The 15,759-nt window shown below is 69.0% G+C and carries 13 protein-coding genes and 1 tRNA gene; 3 read left to right on the top strand and 11 right to left on the bottom strand.

What is annotated here, in order from left to right; all coding sequences use genetic code 11:
• Positions 1 to 58: 58 nt before the first annotated feature.
• Positions 59 to 3,016, top strand: coding sequence for a DEAD/DEAH box helicase family protein (locus AC1DG4_RS04105; RefSeq protein ID WP_477376374.1), 2,958 nt, complete (start codon positions 59 to 61; stop codon positions 3,014 to 3,016).
• 37 nt (positions 3,017 to 3,053) lie between these two features.
• Here AC1DG4_RS04105 and AC1DG4_RS04100 read toward each other — a convergent pair whose 3' ends face one another.
• From AC1DG4_RS04100 to AC1DG4_RS04090, 3 genes are all read right to left on the bottom strand, one after another.
• Complete coding sequence (locus tag AC1DG4_RS04100; protein ID WP_477376372.1) at positions 3,054 to 3,767, bottom strand: DedA family protein; 714 nt, start codon at positions 3,765 to 3,767, stop codon at positions 3,054 to 3,056.
• Positions 3,768 to 3,879: 112 nt separating this feature from the next.
• Complete coding sequence (trhO, locus tag AC1DG4_RS04095) at positions 3,880 to 4,776, bottom strand: oxygen-dependent tRNA uridine(34) hydroxylase TrhO (protein ID WP_477376370.1); 897 nt, start codon at positions 4,774 to 4,776, stop codon at positions 3,880 to 3,882.
• Positions 4,777 to 4,852: 76 nt separating this feature from the next.
• Positions 4,853 to 6,241, bottom strand: coding sequence for an LssY C-terminal domain-containing protein (locus AC1DG4_RS04090; protein ID WP_477376368.1), 1,389 nt, complete (start codon positions 6,239 to 6,241; stop codon positions 4,853 to 4,855).
• Between the two features lie 158 nt (positions 6,242 to 6,399).
• On the opposite strand from AC1DG4_RS04090, the gene AC1DG4_RS04085 reads away from it, so the two are divergent.
• A tRNA-Ser gene (locus AC1DG4_RS04085) sits at positions 6,400 to 6,487 on the top strand.
• 200 nt (positions 6,488 to 6,687) lie between these two features.
• Here AC1DG4_RS04085 and AC1DG4_RS04080 read toward each other — a convergent pair.
• The 5 genes from AC1DG4_RS04080 to AC1DG4_RS04060 all read right to left on the bottom strand — a co-directional run bounded on the left by AC1DG4_RS04080 (position 6,688) and on the right by AC1DG4_RS04060 (position 11,864).
• Positions 6,688 to 7,296, bottom strand: a complete 609-nt coding sequence (locus tag AC1DG4_RS04080; protein ID WP_477376366.1) for a GNAT family N-acetyltransferase — start codon at positions 7,294 to 7,296, stop codon at positions 6,688 to 6,690.
• Positions 7,297 to 7,363: 67 nt separating this feature from the next.
• On the bottom strand, positions 7,364 to 8,017 hold the full coding sequence (locus AC1DG4_RS04075) for a phosphatase PAP2 family protein (RefSeq protein ID WP_477376364.1): 654 nt from the start codon (positions 8,015 to 8,017) through the stop codon (positions 7,364 to 7,366).
• 91 nt (positions 8,018 to 8,108) lie between these two features.
• The gene (locus tag AC1DG4_RS04070; protein WP_477376362.1) at positions 8,109 to 9,077 is read right to left on the bottom strand and encodes a carbohydrate ABC transporter permease; all 969 of its coding nucleotides are present in this window, start codon (positions 9,075 to 9,077) and stop codon (positions 8,109 to 8,111) included.
• Positions 9,077 to 10,420: a carbohydrate ABC transporter permease gene (locus tag AC1DG4_RS04065; protein WP_477376360.1), complete on the bottom strand. Its 1,344-nt coding sequence runs from the start codon at positions 10,418 to 10,420 to the stop codon at positions 9,077 to 9,079. The genes AC1DG4_RS04070 and AC1DG4_RS04065 overlap by 1 nt, the downstream gene beginning before the upstream one ends.
• 112 nt (positions 10,421 to 10,532) lie before the next feature.
• Positions 10,533 to 11,864, bottom strand: coding sequence for an ABC transporter substrate-binding protein (locus AC1DG4_RS04060; RefSeq protein ID WP_477376358.1), 1,332 nt, complete (start codon positions 11,862 to 11,864; stop codon positions 10,533 to 10,535).
• 237 nt (positions 11,865 to 12,101) lie between these two features.
• Between AC1DG4_RS04060 and AC1DG4_RS04055 the strand changes: the two genes are divergently transcribed.
• Positions 12,102 to 13,121, top strand: a complete 1,020-nt coding sequence (locus AC1DG4_RS04055; RefSeq protein ID WP_477376356.1) for a LacI family DNA-binding transcriptional regulator — start codon at positions 12,102 to 12,104, stop codon at positions 13,119 to 13,121.
• A gap of 93 nt (positions 13,122 to 13,214) precedes the next feature.
• Here the strand turns inward: AC1DG4_RS04055 and rplL are convergent, their stop codons facing one another.
• From rplL to AC1DG4_RS04040, 3 genes are all read right to left on the bottom strand, one after another.
• Positions 13,215 to 13,598, bottom strand: coding sequence for a 50S ribosomal protein L7/L12 (gene rplL, locus AC1DG4_RS04050; protein WP_477376354.1), 384 nt, complete (start codon positions 13,596 to 13,598; stop codon positions 13,215 to 13,217).
• Between the two features lie 47 nt (positions 13,599 to 13,645).
• Positions 13,646 to 14,134 carry a 50S ribosomal protein L10 gene (rplJ, locus tag AC1DG4_RS04045; RefSeq protein ID WP_105686198.1) on the bottom strand — a complete coding sequence of 163 codons (489 nt, stop codon included), beginning with the start codon at positions 14,132 to 14,134 and terminating at the stop codon, positions 13,646 to 13,648.
• A gap of 543 nt (positions 14,135 to 14,677) precedes the next feature.
• Entirely contained in the window at positions 14,678 to 15,676 is a 999-nt protein-coding gene (locus AC1DG4_RS04040) for a hypothetical protein (RefSeq protein WP_477376351.1), read from the bottom strand.
• Between the last annotated feature and the right edge of the window lie 83 nt (positions 15,677 to 15,759).

The following is a 15,759-nucleotide window of genomic DNA, read 5'->3' as shown; positions in this document are numbered from 1 at the left end:
TCCGGTGCCGATCCGGCGGTGCCGCGGGCGTCGTCGGCGCCGGCACGGAGGGGGACGCATGGCCGAGACGACCGCGCCCCTCGGGGACTGGCGCTTCACGGGCACCCTGCGCACGTACCAGGCGCAGGTGCTGGCCCGGCTGGCCCCCGGATCCGAATCCGAACTGCACATCGTCGCGCCGCCCGGATCCGGCAAGACGCTGCTCGGGCTGCTGCTCGCCGCTCGCGAGGGCGGACGCGCACTCGTGCTCGCTCCGAACACGACGATCCGCGAGCAGTGGGCGCGCACCGCGGCCGCGCTCGCTCCCGACGCCGCGGCGGTGTCGACGGATCCGCTGCGCATCGGCGACCTCACCGCGCTCACCTACCAGGCGCTCAGCGTCACGGGCGACGGCTCCCCGTTCGAGGCGCTCGCCCGCGCGAGGTGGGCGGACGAACTCGTCGACAGCGGCCGCACGCAGGCCGCGGCGGAGACCTGGCTCGCGGAGCTCGCGGTCGACAACCCGGCGCAGTACCGCACGGGCCTGCGCGGGCGGGTGAAGCGGATCCGCCGGCAATTCACGCGGGAGCGGCCTCAGGCGATCGCGCGCGTGCTGCATCCGAACGCGGTGGCGCTCCTGGAGCGGATCGTGGACGCCGGCGTCGACACCATCGTCCTGGACGAGTGCCATCACTTGCTGGATCACTGGGCGCTCGTCGTCGCCTATCTCGTCGGCGCGATCCGCGAGCGCGGCGGGCGCGGCCTGGTGATCGGGCTCACAGCCACGCTGCCGGATGCGGCCGACGGCACGGAGTACGACAACTACACCCAGCTGCTGGGCGAGGTCGACTTCGAAGTGCCCACCCCGGCGGTCGTGAAGGAGGGCCATCTCGCGCCCTACCGCGACCACGTGTGGTTCACCGAGCCGGTACCCGCCGAGGCCGCCTTCATCCGCCGGCACGGCGAGCAGCTGGACGTCCTGCTCGCCCAGGTGCTGTCCACCCCGGACGGGATCCGCTACCTCGAAGAGCGCCTGCGGCCCGTGGATCCGGATCCGCCGGAGCCCGCGGTGACCGAGCCCGTCCCGGGCCCGGAGGCCTTCGCAGCCACAACCGCTGCGCCGCCGCCCTCCCCCGCGGCGCTCGAGCGCGCCCTGGCCGACGACCTCCCGCTCACGCGCTCCTGCGGCGTGGTGCTGCGCGCGCTCGCGCCGCAGCATCCGCTCTGCGCGATCCTGCCGCCCGTGCTGTTCGAGCGCTGCACGACCGACGATCTGCTGACCGTACTGGCGCGCTTCGCGCTCACCCGCCTGCTGCCGGATCCGGACGCGAAGCAGCAGTGGCGCTACGTCAAGAAGGCCCTCGCCGACTTCGGCCTGCTGCTCACCGATCGGGGACTCCGCCGCGGCAGGGATCCGGTCGAGACCACCCTCGCCTTCTCGGAGGCGAAGGACCGCGCCGCGGTGGACATCCTCCGGCTCGAGCTGAGCGGGGCGGAAGGCGCACGGGTCAAGGCCGTCATCGTGACCGACTTCGTGGAGCACGGCAACAGCCGCGGCCTCGTCGGCGAGACCGCGGCCGGCGCGCTGCGCGCCTACGACTTCGTCGTGAACGATCCGCTGACCGCGACCCTGAACCCCGTGCTGCTCACCGCGGACCGCATCCGCGTGCCGGCGGCCCGCGCCGAGGAGTTGGCCGCCGCGCTCACGGCGCACGTGGGATCGGCCGTCCAGGTGCGCCCCGGCGGCGTCGGCCCGTGGCGCGACCTCGACGCCCCCGGGGTCGGCGCCGGGCGCATCGTCGCCGCCGTGTCGGCCCTGATGTCGGCAGGATCGGTGCGCCTCCTCGTCGGCACCCGAGGCCTGCTCGGCGAGGGCTGGGACTGCCCCGCCGTGAACACCCTGATCGACCTCACGACCGTGACCACCTCGACGGGCGCCCCGCAGCTGCGCGGCCGCACCCTGAGGCTGGATCCGACGTGGCCGGAGAAGGTCGCGCACAACTGGTCGGTGAGCTGCCTGATCCCCGCCGACGTTGCCCTGGACGATGCCACGGAGCAGCGCCGGCTCACCCGGCGGCACGGCCACCTGCTCGGACTCAGCGCGGATGAGGACGGCCGGATCGTCCGCGGCCTCGGCAACGCTCTGTCGCACGGCGCGCGCCAGACGCTGAACCGTGTGCTCGGCAAGGATCCGGAGACGTCCGTGAGCGCGCTCGGCGATCTGGTGCGCACCGAGGTGCGGCCGCGCTCCGCGACCCGCACCGCCTGGCGGATCGGGGAGACCTACGTCGCGGAGGAACGCGAGGCGCTCGCGGTGCGGAAGGCCTCGGTCTCCACACTCGTCCCCACCACGCGCGCGCTCCGCTCTGCAATGCCGTGGGCCGTGCTGCTCGGCATGGCGGGGAGCGCAGGCATCACCGCCCTCGTCGCGAACACCATCCCGATCACCCCGGCCGCGGGCGTCGGCATCGCTGTGACGATGGGGGCGGCTCTTTCGCTGGGCGGCGGGGTCGGACCGCTGGTGCGTGAGCGCCGCCGACGACGCGACCCCGCGGCGTCCTTCCGCGGCGCGGCCGTGGCGCTCACCCGTGCCCTGACCGAGATGGGACGGATCCGTCCACGCGACGAGGCTGCGATCGTCGTCCGCGACGAGGGCGATCGGATGCGGATCGAGGTCTCGGGCCCCGATCAGCGCGTCGTCGCGGATGCGCTCGAGGAGCTCTTCGCGCCGCCCTCCGCCCCGCGCTTCTTGCTGCGCACCGATCGCGACGACGTCGGCGGCCGGGCCTCGCTCATCGGGATGGTCGCTGCGATGCGGCATGCGGATCTGCAGGGGGCGGCCTTCCTCGCGATCCCTCGCGTGATCGCCCGACGTCGTGCCGACGCCGAAGCGTTCCTGCGGCATTGGCGGGAGAACGTCGGCGCGGCCGAGCTCATCGAGCTGAGAGGCGAAGAGGGCCTCGCGCTGCTCGCACTCGCCCGCCGCACCCCGAGGGTGCTCGACGCCGCGGAACCGCGCACGACGCTCTGGGGCTGAATCTGCCCCGGCGCAGCCCGGGCGTGGACCGGGCGGCTCAGGATCCTTCGGACGACCCGGGCGCCCGCCGCCCGGCCACCGGCGCAGGCTCCTGCCCCGCCTCGGCCGACGACGCGACCGCGGGGGAAGAACCCGGACGCGCCGGCTGTGCGTCCCCGCGGCGCCCGTGCCACCAGCGCAGCACATGGTCGATGCCGAACCCGAGGATGACGGCGAACACCACGGCGATCCCGACGCCCAGCAGCGGGTTCTGGTGCACCCACTGGCCGGCGAGCAGTCCGATGCCGAGCGCGTAGGCGACCCAGGTGACGCACGCGAAGAAGTCGTAGAGGAAGAACTTGCGGTGCGGGAATCCGGTCTGGCCCGCCATGTAGTTCACGGCGACCCGACCCCACGGGATGTATCGCGCGGTGAAGATCAGCGCTGCCCCGCGCTTGTCGAGCTCGTAGCGCGCCCACTCGAACATCTTGCGCACCCGCGGCCGGCGCATCCACGCCCAGCGCTCGGTGCCGATCGTGCGACCGAGCAGGTACGCCATGTTGTCGCCCGCGACCGCGCCGACCAGTGCGATCAGTCCGAGCACCACGAGGTTCGGCTCTCCGTTGTGCAGCGACAGCGCGGCGAGGGCGACCAGCGCCGTCTCGCTGGGCAGGATCGTCGCGAAGCCGTCGATGAAGAAGAACACCAGCAGCACGGGGAACAGCCAGAGCTGACCTGCGGCGTGCAGCAGCCAGGCGTTCAGGAGGTCCATGCCGTCCACGCTACGGCGCGCGGGAACGGCCGTCGTCATACCGGAGAGTGATGTTCCGCACTGTTCACCGAGCGCCGGGGCCCCTCGCCCCTCGCGCGCTCCCATCCTGCGCTCAGACCGTGGTCGTGTGCTCCTCGCACGGCACGGCCGCGCACGTCGGGCAGACCACCGCCTGGTGCCGGCACGAMGGGTCGGGGCAGTTCGCGGTGCGGTTCGTCGCCGCGCCGCACCCTGCGCACACGCCGATGACGGCCGCATGATCCGAGAAGTCGACGGATCCGCGCGCGTCGAACACGTACAGGGATCCGTCCCACAGCCCGTCATCGCCGAACCGCTCGCCGTAGCGGACGATCCCGCCCTCCAGCTGGTAGACCTCGCCGAACCCACGCGCCGCCATCAGGCTCGACAGCACCTCGCAGCGGATCCCGCCCGTGCAGTACGTCACGACGGGCCGGCCCTTGAGGTCGTCGTACGCGCCGGAGTCGAGCAGTCCCACGAAGTCGCGCGTGGTCTCCACGTCCGGCACGACCGCGCCGCGGAACCGGCCGATCCCGGCCTCCAGTGCATTGCGCCCGTCGAAGAACACGACGTCGTCCCCGCGTTCCGCGACGAGCTCGTGCAGCGCATCGGGGCTCAGCCTGGTGCCGCCGCCGACCACACCGTGCTCGTCGACCTGCAGCTCCCCCGGAGCGCCGAACGAGACGATCTCGTCGCGCACCTTCACGCTGAGCTTGGGGAAGTCAGCACTGTATCCATTCGCGTCGACCGCGGTGCCCTCGCTCCATTTCACGTCCGCCTCGCGGAACGGCGCGTAGGCGCGGAACGAGCGCAGCCACTTCTTCACGGCGGGCAGGTCGCCGCCGAGGGTTCCGTTGATGCCGTGCGGCGAGATCAGGATCCGTCCTCGCAGCTGCAGGGCTTCGCACAGGTCCCGCTGCCAGAGGCGGATGGCCTCGGGATCCGGCAGGGGCGCGAACGCGTAGAACAGCACGATCTTCGGGGTGGGCACCCAGCGATCCTAGTTCGGTCGGCGGGAGCGGCCTGCCCCGCCGGCGGGCAGCGGCGTGGGCGTGCGAGACGCCGCCTCAGTCGGTGTGCGCGTTCTGCGAGCGCCGACGCGCCCAGGCGCCCGCCGACTCGCTCGACAGGGCGAGCAGCGCGAGGCACTGCAGCGACGCGGAGAGCAGGGTGCCGTTGAGGCCGAGGGTCGCGGTGCCGTCGAGGTAGTCGATCGCGGTGGAGATCACGCCGATCGCGAGGAGCACCATCAGGATCGCGCGGGACCGGCGCCCACGACGCAGCACGAACCAGGCCATGAGCAGCTGGGCGAGCGAGATGAGCACCCCGAAGCCGAGGACGCCGACCATGACGGCAACCACCTCCGGCGGTGACGACGCGAAGACCGACCGCACGCCGGGATCGGCGGCGGCGCCGACGGTCAGACCGAGCACGTCGATGGCGGCGCCGAGGACGACGATCCCTACCGCGAAGAAGGTCGACAGCGGTGCCCGCCGCATCGACCGTTCGGCCGTCGTGCGCAGTGATTCACCACGCCCCTCGCCCGGGCGGTCCGCTGCGGGGTCCGTGCCGAACTGTTCGTCGGCCCCGTCCTCCTCATGCTCACGCGCGGCCGCCCGCACCCGGGTCACATCGATGATCGGCAGATGCCCGTCGGTGATGAACCGATCACCGCCGCCGTTGCGGGAGTGGTAACCGGTGGTGAAGTCGCGGAGGTCCCGCACGCGCACCGCGGGGTCGGCCTCGCGCGCGCTCTGCACCACGAAGTCGCGCTCGACATCGGTGTTCTCGTCGATCCGGTGGGTGACCTGCAGCGTGAACAGGCTGAGGCCCACGTCGGTGTCGTAGGTGCCGGCTCCGAGCCAGTCGGTCTTGGCGCCGCCGGGCAGCAGCCAGCCGGGAGGGCAGTGCCAGAAGCGCACGTGGTGGCGCTGCTTGGGATTGCCCGCCACCTCCTGCTGATAGGCCACGTCGTGGCGGCGCCCGAACAGCATGAGCGGCGACACCGGCGCGGTCGGATAACTGCGCCGGGTGAGCGTGGAGACGATGATCCCCCAGGTCGACGCAGCCGTGATCTCGTCGGCCCGATGCCAGCCCGCGCCCGTCATGACGTCATCGAGTTGGGCCGCCGTGCCGTCGACCCCGAGATTGACCGGATCCCCCAGCAGCCCGTCCCCCGTGCGGGTCCGCCCGAAGAAGTAGTCGGGCACGTAGAGGTCGCTCAGCAGTCGGTGCATCCGCGGCAGCACGAGGTACGCCATGATCGCCCATACCGGAACGAAGAGCAGCAGCGCCCACGGCGAGCGGACGCCTTCGATCGAGATGATGACCGCCAGCCACACTGCCGCGGCCGTGCCGATGAGGAACGCGATCCGGTCGAACACCGTGGACGACGGCAGCGGCTGCTGCATCTGCAGCGCCCAGCGGCGCCTCGACGGATGCTGTGCGTCGCTCACGGCTGCCCTCTCCTTCACGGTCGTTCTCATCCTGGCACGCAGACCCGCCGCCCGCCCGGCGGCTCTGTGCGTCGTCGCCTTCCGGGCAGACGTGGTGGATCCGCCGCCCGGTCAGGATCATCCCATCGCATCGGATAGGATGATCAGGTTGTATTCCTGGTGACGTGTCCGAGCGGCCGAAGGAGCACGCTTGGAAAGCGTGTGTTGTGCAAGCAACCGCGGGTTCGAATCCCGCCGTCACCGCCAGATTGAAGCGCCGCCCCGAGATCCACGGGTCGGCGCTTCACTCGTTTCACGGCCCAGGGTCTCTCCTGGCTCTGGTTTGCCCGCCGGATTCAGGATCTTTGCAACTCTGCAGGACGGATCCGCCGGGATCGTCCTGCAGAGTTGCAAAAGTCCTCCAGAGCGCGGGCGCTAAAACGGCGACGCCGCGGTCCAGGCGCGTGTCAGGCCGCAGGGATCCGGATCCCGTAGGTGGTGCTGCCCTCGCCCGAGGCGAGTTCGGTGAAGCCGAGCCGCTCGTAGAACGCGCCCGCGGAGAGGTTGTCGGCGTTCATCCCGAGGTGCAGCGCCGGCACGCCGCGCCGGCCGAGCTCGGCCAGCAGCGTGTCGATGAGGCGGCGTCCGAGGCCCTGGCCCTGGGTCTCGGGCAGCAGGTCGATGTGCAGGTGCGCCGGGTACTCCCGCACGATCGGGTCATCCCCCGGCGCCTGACGGTCGCCGTAGGCGAGGAAGCGGTCCTGCGGCGTCGGCACGGCCGCGCCGGACGCACGGTAACGATCGCGGCGCGAGGGCCACCACTCGTCCCGGAACCAGGTGGCGAACGCGTTCGTGTCATCGGTGGCGACGATGTAGCCGATCACCCTCGCGTCCTCCGCCTCGACGACCCAGCAGAGCTCCGGGTCGCGCAGCGCGTAGGGCACCGCGAACAGGTCGCCCCACAGCGCATCGTCCTCGAGCATCCCGGACGCGTCCTTGCCGACGTCGGCGGTCTTCACGCACACGTCGGAGAGCGCCTCGACGTCTTCGGAGCGGAACGGTCGGATGCGTGCCACGGAGTGCCTTTCGATCGGCGCCCTTCGTCTCGCTACGCTCGCTCAGGGCCCTGCGGATCCCCTCAGCCTAGCGAGGCGGATCGGCCCCGGGATCCCGCGCCTCGGCGCCGTCGAGCACGGGCGGCAGCCGCACCCAGCGCCACAGCACGGCGGCCACCAGGAAGGCGGCGCCGGCGCCGATCAGCGCGCCGCCGACCGTGTCGCTGAACCAGTGCACGCTGAGCACAGTGCGCGAGAACCCCATCGCCACCGTCCATACCGCTCCCCCGATCGCGACCCACAGCATCGGGAACAGGAACCACAGCACCACCGCGAGGGTCGCGGCATTCGCCGTGTGCCCGGACGGGAAGGATCCGAAATCCGAGGCGATCAGCAGATCCTGCGGGCGTGCTCGGCCCAGCGCCTTCTTCACGAGCTGCACGATGCCCGCACTCACCGCGAAGGCGATCAGCGCGAACAGGGCACCCCGCCAGCCGCGCACGAGCCAGGCGAGGGCCGCGATCAGGAGCGGGGTGAGGATCGTCGCGACCCATCCCCCGCCGAGCACGTTCATGATCAGCGCCCCGCCGACGAGCACCGAGCCTCGCCACTCGACCATCTCCAGGTTCCACGCGTCGTCGAGCGACACGATCACGGCGGGCGAGGTCGCCAGCACCACCGCCGTGACCAGCGCGATGGCCACCCCGACGATCCCGAGGACGAGAGCGAGGCGACGTGTCATCCGGCCATTCTCCCCCGGCGCTCGCGTTTCAAAGTGCGCAAATGGCCGCATCCCAGAGCGGGATGCGGCCATCTGCACGCTCTGACCGGCGTCAGCCCTTCGTCGCGCCGGCCAGCAGGCCGCGCACGAAGAACCGCTGCAGGGCGAAGAACACGATCAGCGGAACGATGATCGAGATGAACGTTCCCGCAGACTGCAGATACCACTGGTTGCCCCAGGTTCCGGACAGCGAGTTCAGCGTCTGGGTCAGCGGCAACGAGGACTCCGGCGCGAAGATCGTCGCCACCAGGAGGTCGTTCCATACCCACAGGAACTGGAAGATCCCGAAGGACGCGATGGCCGGCATCGCGAGCGGCAGGATGATGCGGAAGAAGATCTGCCCGTGTCCTGCCCCGTCCACGCGCGCGGCCTCGACGACCTCGCTCGGGATCTCGGCGATGAAGTTGTGCAGCATGAAGATCGCCAGCGGCATGGCGAAGATCGCGTGCGCGATCCACACCGTCGCGAAGCTGTGGTCCACATCGCGCAGGGTGAAGCCGGGGAAGATCTGCGTGCCGAACAGCGTGAGCCCGCGCGAGAACAGCGACAGCAGCGGTACGAGGGCCATCTGGATCGGCACGATCTGCAGCGCGAACACGAACACGAACACGAGGTTCTTGCCCTTGAAGTTCATCCACGCGAAGCCGTAGGCCGCGAGCGATGCGATGAAGATCGGGATCACCGTGGCCGGGATCGTGATCGCGAGGGAGTTCACGAACGAGGCGCCGAGCGTCAGCGCCGTGCCGCCCGAGGTCAGCGCATCGGCGTAGTTGCTGAGCGTGAACGACGGGTTCACGAACACCGTCCACCATCCGGTGCTGTTCGAGTCGGCGCCGGGGCGGAACGACGTGACGAACAGTCCGAGGGTCGGGATCGTCCAGAAGATCGCGATGATCACCGCGGCGATCGTGGCGCCTCTCGAGGTGAGCCGCTTCTGTGCGGTGGCCTCGTTGCGGCGGGTGTCGCGTTCGACCTGGCGCTTGGTGCGGTTGTCGGTGACCACGGCCTGTGTCGCACTCATCAGCGGATCTCCCTCTGCTTGGCCATCTGCCGGGCGTTGTAGATGATGAGCGGCAGCACGAACAGGAACAGCACGACGGCGAGCGCCGAGGAATGCCCGTAGCTCTGGAACCGCTGCTGCTGATTGACCATCTCGAAGCCCAGCACGGTGCTGTTGGCACGGCCGCCGGTCATCACGGCGACGATGTCGTAGACCTTCAGCGACGCGATCGTGATGGTCGTCAGCACGACGATGAGCGAGGAGCGGATCCCCGGCACCGTCACGTTGCGGAACCTCTCCCAGGCGTTCGCGCCATCGAGCGACGCCGCCTCGATCTGCTCCGTCGGAACCGCCTTGATCGCGGCGGACAGGATCACCATGGCGAAACCGGTCTGCGTCCAGATGAAGACGATGAGCAGGCAGATCGTGTTGACCAGCGGAGTGGTGTCCAGCCACGAGATCGGCTTGCCGCCGAACAGCGTCACGATCGCGTTCAGCAGACCGATCTGATCGCCCTGGCGGAAGTCGTAGATGAACTTCCAGATGATGCCCGCGCCGACGAACGAGATCGCGACGGGCATGAACACGAAGACCTTGAGGATCTTCTCGCCGCGGGCGCGGTCGATGAAGACCGCGTAGGCGAGCCCGAAGACGGTCGACACGATCGGTGCGATGAGCGCCCAGATCAGCGTGTTGATGACGGACCAGAAGCCCTCAGGGTTCGTGAACACCCACTGGTAGTTCTGCAGCGCGACGAAATCCTTGCCGGTCTTGTCGAAGAACGACTGGATGATCGTGCTCACGGCCGGATAGATGAGGCCGACGATCAGCAGCAGAGTGGCCGGCGCCATGAACAGCGTGAGCTGGAACAGGTAGCCGGAGCCCTCGCGCGCCCGGTAGTCGGCGAAGAACAGCAGCCCGCCGGCGACCAAGGCGATCACCATGACGTACACCACGGCGTTCTGGTATGGGCGCAGCATCATGAACGCGAGCACGGGAATGACGAAGCAGGCCACCAGGCGTAGCCAGAAGTAGCCCTTGCCGTGCCGTGGCGCGAACTCGATGAGCAGCAGCAGGACCCCCGCGACGATGCCGAAGACGAGCAGCACGAGCGGGATCTGCAGCAGCGGGTTCAACCCGCCGAGCCAGGTGAAGAAGCTGTTCAGAGAGAAGCCGAGCGACGTCGGCCTCGGGCTCTCCGCCGGGCCACCGGCGATGAGAGCGATGAAGACCCCGAGGATCACGACGGCGCCCACGATGTAGGCGCCGATCGTGACGGATCGGGATGCGGTCGTGCGGCCAGAGCTCACGGACTCGGTCTTGCGATCGGATCGCGTGGTCTTGGTCGCTGTGGTTTGCGACATGTGGACCCCTTTGACGGTTCGACGATGAACACTTTCAGGACCTACCTGGAGACGACTGCGGGGCCGCCCGCGTCAGCGGACGAACCCCGCAGCCTCCCAGGTGGTACTCAGACTAGTTCTTGTAGCCCGCCTGAATGTCGCTCAGCACCTGATCCGTCGGCTTGCCGTCGACCCAGCTGACCATGCCCTTCCAGAACGAGCCCGAACCGACCGTGGCCGGCATCAGGTCGCTCGCGTCGAAGCGCAGCGTGGTCTTCGGATCCTGCAGCGTCTTCATCGCGTCCTGCAGGAACTCGCTGGACGCGAGCGAGGCATCCGCGTTCTTGTTGGCCGAGATGACTCCGCCGAGCTTGACGCGGGCGTTCGCGAACTCCGGCGAAGACATGAACTCCAGGACCTTCTTGGTCGCGGCGCTGTCGGTGAACCCTGCGACGAACTCGCCGCCGCCCTCGATGGTGTTCTCACCCTCCTTGAGACCGGGGAGCACGAACGCGTACACGTCGCCGTCAGGGGCGACCTTGGGAGCTGCGCCCGCCTTGGTCTTCACGTCGAGGAAGTTCGACGAGAGGAAGGAGGCCTGGTGCGTCATCAGGCAGGTGCCATCGGCGACCTTGGCCGCGACGTCCGCGAAGGCGGTCGAGTTGATGCTCTTCACGTCGCCGAAGCCCGCGTTGACGTACTTCGGATCGAGGAGGATGGAGCCCACCGCGTCGAAGGCCTGCTTGATCTGCGGGTCGGTGAACTTCACGTCGCCCGCGACCCACTTGTCGTAGACGTCGGTGCCGCTCTGGCGCAGGACGAGGTCCTCGATCCAGTCGGTGCCCGGCCAGCCCGAGGCGTCGCCGGAGGCGAAGCCCGCGCACCACGGTGCGGCGCTGGTCTTACCCTGGAGCGTCTTGGTGAGCGTCAGCAGGTCGTCCCAGGTCTTCGGCACCTCGACGCCGAGCTCCTTGAACTTCGCCGGCGAGTACCAGACATAGCCCTTGACGTTGGCGAGCATCGGGGCGGCGTAGAACTTGCCGTCGATGGTGCCGTAGGTCTTCCAATCCTTCGACCAGTTCTTGTCGACGTTGGCAGAGACCTCGGAAGGCGCCTCCTTGACCTGACCGGTGCCGACGAGGCTCTTCAGCAGACCCGGCTGCGGGACGATCGCGATGTCGGGGGCGCTGCCGCCGGACACCTTGGTGACGATGTTGCCCTCGAAGCCCTTGTCACCCGTGTAGACGACCTTGATCCCGGTGTCCTTGGTGAACTGGTCGAAGGACTTGTTCAGCAGATCCGCCTCGGACCCCGTGATGCCGCCGGAGATCTTGACGGTCTCCCCCTTGCCGGACGAGTCGCCGCCGCTCGAGCTGCCGCCCTCGGCGCAGCCCGCGAGAGCGAGGCCGGACACCGCGAGCAGCGCGAGAGGCGCGATCAGGCGACGTCGCTGAGACATTCCCATACGTTTTCTCCTTCGAATTCGCGGGGGCGATTTCCCCAGCGCTGGGGGTTCCTTCAGGAACCGCTTCCAGGCGACACTAGTGACCCTTCCACCCTTTGCGCAACGGGCGTTGGATCACAACTGCATAACCGGGCGAGGCGGAGCGGCGGAATGTATGGGACCGCTCTCAAGGAACCGGTTCCATCCTTTCTGAGATATCGCTATGGTGAGGGAATCCGTTTTCAAGGAGAGGTCGCCGTGACCGGGATCATCGATGTGGCGCTGCGTGCCGGCGTGGCGAAGTCGACGGCCAGTCGCGCCCTCAGCGGGAACGGCTACGTCTCGGCGGAGACGAGAGAGCGCGTCGAACGCGCCGCGCGGGAGCTCGCGTACTCGGCGCACTCGAGTGCGTCCAGCCTCGCGACGGGCCGCACCTCCACGATCGGCGTCATCATGCCGATGGCGGACCGCTGGTACTTCGCCGAACTGCTCGCGGGGCTCCAGCAGGCCCTCATCGACGACGGCCTCGACCTCGCGCTCTACGGCGCCGCGGAGGGCAGCGACGAGCGCGCCCGCATGCTGGACCACGCTTTGGCCGGGCGGCGCTTCGACGGGATCATCGCCGTCTGCTTGCAACCGGGGGCGCACGAGCTCGAGCGCCTGGCAGGCACCGGGCTGCCGCTCGTCTCCGTGGGTCCGTTCGCCGAGCACGCCGACACCGTCACGATCGACGACGTCGCTGCCGCACGCGTCGCCACAGAGCATCTGATCGACCTCGGCCACGAGGACATCGCATTCCTTGGCGATGCGGCGGACGCCGACCGGTTCAGCTTCGGCGAGCGCAAACGACTGGACGGCTACCGGCAGGCGATGACGGCCGCGGGGCTGGAGGATCGCATCCGTGCCGTCCCCACGCAGTCCACGATCCCCGAGGCGTTCGCGACCGCGGCAGCGCTGCTCGCGGACCGGCGCAAGCGTCCCACCGCGATCGCCGCCGTCTGCGATGAAGCGGCCGTGGGCGCGATCATCGCCGCGCAGCGCCTCGGCATCGGCGTGCCCAGCGAACTGAGCGTGATCGGGATCGACGACCACCGTTACGCCGAGATGTTCAGCCTCACCACGATCCGGCAGAATCCGCGGGAGCAGGGCATCGAGGCGGTCCGTCTACTGCAGGCCCGGATGCAGAACGCCGAGGCGCCGCTCGAGCACGTGATCTCCCCGGCGACGCTCGTGGCCCGCCAGTCGACGGCCGTGCCCCGCTCCGACGCCGGACGCTGACGGGATCCCCCGGGCTCCTTCCGGGCCGGATCCGCCGGAGACGCACGAAGGCCCCGGGAGAACCCGGGGCCTTCGCAGCGTCGAAACGCGAGATTACTTGAGGGTGACCGTAGCGCCGGCCTCCTCCAGGGAAGCCTTGGCCTTCTCGGCGGCCTCCTTGTTGGCGCCCTCGAGGACGGCCTTCGGAGCGCCGTCGACGACAGCCTTGGCCTCGCCGAGGCCGAGCGAGGTGAGCTCGCGGACGACCTTGATGACCTGGATCTTCTTGTCGCCGGCAGCCTCGAGGATGACGTCGAACGAGTCCTTCTCCTCCTCGGCCTCAGCGGCACCAGCGCCACCCGCAGCGCCGGCGACGGCGACGGGAGCAGCAGCGGTGACGTCGAACTTCTCCTCGAACGCCTTCACGAACTCGCTGAGCTCGACAAGGGTCAGACCAGCGAACTGCTCGAGCAGCTCTTCGGTGTTGAGCTTCGCCATGATGTTTCTCCTAATAGATGGGGTTTGTGGGAAAAGACCGGGGAGGCTCAGGCAGCCTCAGCGGTCTCCAGCTTCTCGCGAAGAGCGTCGATGGTGGCCGCAGCCTTGCCCATCGTCGCCTTCATCATGCCCGCGGCCTTGGCCAGCAGAACCTCACGGCTCTCCAGCGAGGCGTACTTGTTGACCTCGTCGGCACTCAGGGCGTTGCCCTCGAAGATGCCGCCCTTGATCACGAGAAGCGGGTTCGCCTTGGCGAAGTCACGCAGAGCCTTGGCGGTGGCGACGAAGTCACCGTGCACGAACGCGACGGCCGACGGACCCTTGAGGTCGTCGTCCAGCGCCGTGATCCCCGCGTTGTTCGCGGCGATCTTGGTCAGCGTGTTCTTCACCACGGCGTAGCTCGCGTCCTGACGGATGCTGTTGCGCAGCTGCTTGAGCTGGGCAACCGTCAGACCGCGGTACTCGGTCAGCAGGACGGCGTTCGAGTCCTCGAAATTCTTCGTGAGCTCGGCGACCGATGCATCCTTCTGCGCCATGGTCACTCCTTGATGGGTACGGGATGCTCCACGGCAGTGGAACACCGACCTGGACCGCCGCGCTCTGCAGGCAAACAAAAACGCTCCGGCGCAAGCGCACGGAGCGTGATCCAGAATCCTGGAGATCGTTCGTGACACCTGCGCGGGCCTCTGCCATGCGGATCCATGATCCGGCAGTGCTTCGATCGCCTCATGCTCGCGCACACGACGATGACCAGCGGTCTTCGGTTATGACAAGACTACGGCATCCCGACTGCTCCCCCAAATCGAGGCGCAGCGAGGCCCGTGTGACCATCGGGGGTGCCGAGCACACGGAAACCCGCCGAGCACACGGGAACTCGCCGAGCACACGGGATCATGCCGAGCGCACGGGACCTTCGCGTCAACAAGCCGTGCCCTCGGCAATTACTCGTGCACTCACCGGCACCGCCACGCCCTGAGCGCTTCATCGTCTTGCAACGACCCGTACACTCGGCAAGATCCGGTGCACTCAGCAAGATCAGGGTCGGAGCGCGCAGCGACCATCCGCCCGCAAGAAGGACGTCACGGTGGACTGATCCCGAAGGACTCGAGTCGTCTGCTTAGCGCGTGCGGCGTGCCGATGTGCTCCGTCTCCCACCGGGCGAATCGCTGCTGAGTCCTGCCGCGGATCCAATCCTCGCGCCGCTTCTCGTCGTAGATCACCTGTTCGATCGAGCGGCCGGAGCGCATCGCCTCATCGAGGTACTTGCCCTTCCCATCGAATTCCCCGAACGAACCGACGTCGGTCATCCCGAAATCGACGTAGTACGTGCTGCCGTCCGGACCGACGATCGGGACTTGCAGGGCAGGGGGCGCGTATCCCAGCCGTCGCAGCTGCAGCCGGCTGACGCTCTCTCCCGGCGACTCCGCCCGCCCGTCGGTGAACGCGAATACCCATCGCGCCTGCCGGATCCCGCGCATCCCGCGGGCCTCACCGAACCGCCGGGAGAGACCACATCGCCAGGAGGCCACAGCCTCGACGTCCCACTCCCTCAGGCGCAGCGCCATCTGACGTTCTGCGGCGTCGGCGAGCGCTACCGCGGCCTCGAGCGGCAGCGTGCCGATGAGATCGAAGACCGTACGAGCGAGCGATGTGCACCGGATCCCGTCGATGTCGACCACGTCCTCGGCATCGATGGGGTTCGCGTGCCTCGCCACATCTGGTGCGCTCGAGATCCGCCGCACAGGACCCGTCGTCAGATGCACCCGCGCGCACCGGATCCGGTACAGCGGAAGCCGCCAGAGCACCGCCGCCGACGTGTGCGACGCGACGGCACCGCCCCGGCCGTCCCGCGCCACGGCGATCACATGCGCCCTGTGTTGTTCCTCCGGCCACAGCCCGGAGCGCTCGTCCGCGTCGATGTACCAGCCACGGCGGATATGGAACAGCATGCCTCCGCGCACGGCGGCCGCGATCCGCCGGTCCGTCCAGCCGTTCAGGATCAGATCCTCCCGCGAACGCACGAGCTGCGCCAGGATCGGCTCGCGGCGCGGGACGCCCGCCTCGGAAATCAGTGCCATGCCTCATCTTGAATGCCCGCGGAGCACGCCTGAGCAGCGATCACCCAACCAGTGCGAAACTCCCTCGCGTGGTCTTCCGTGCA

The organism is Microbacterium sp. 05N427 (genome assembly GCF_056397105.1).
Note: the sequence above shows the minus strand (reverse complement) of the source record. Positions and strands in the feature narration are given on the sequence as shown.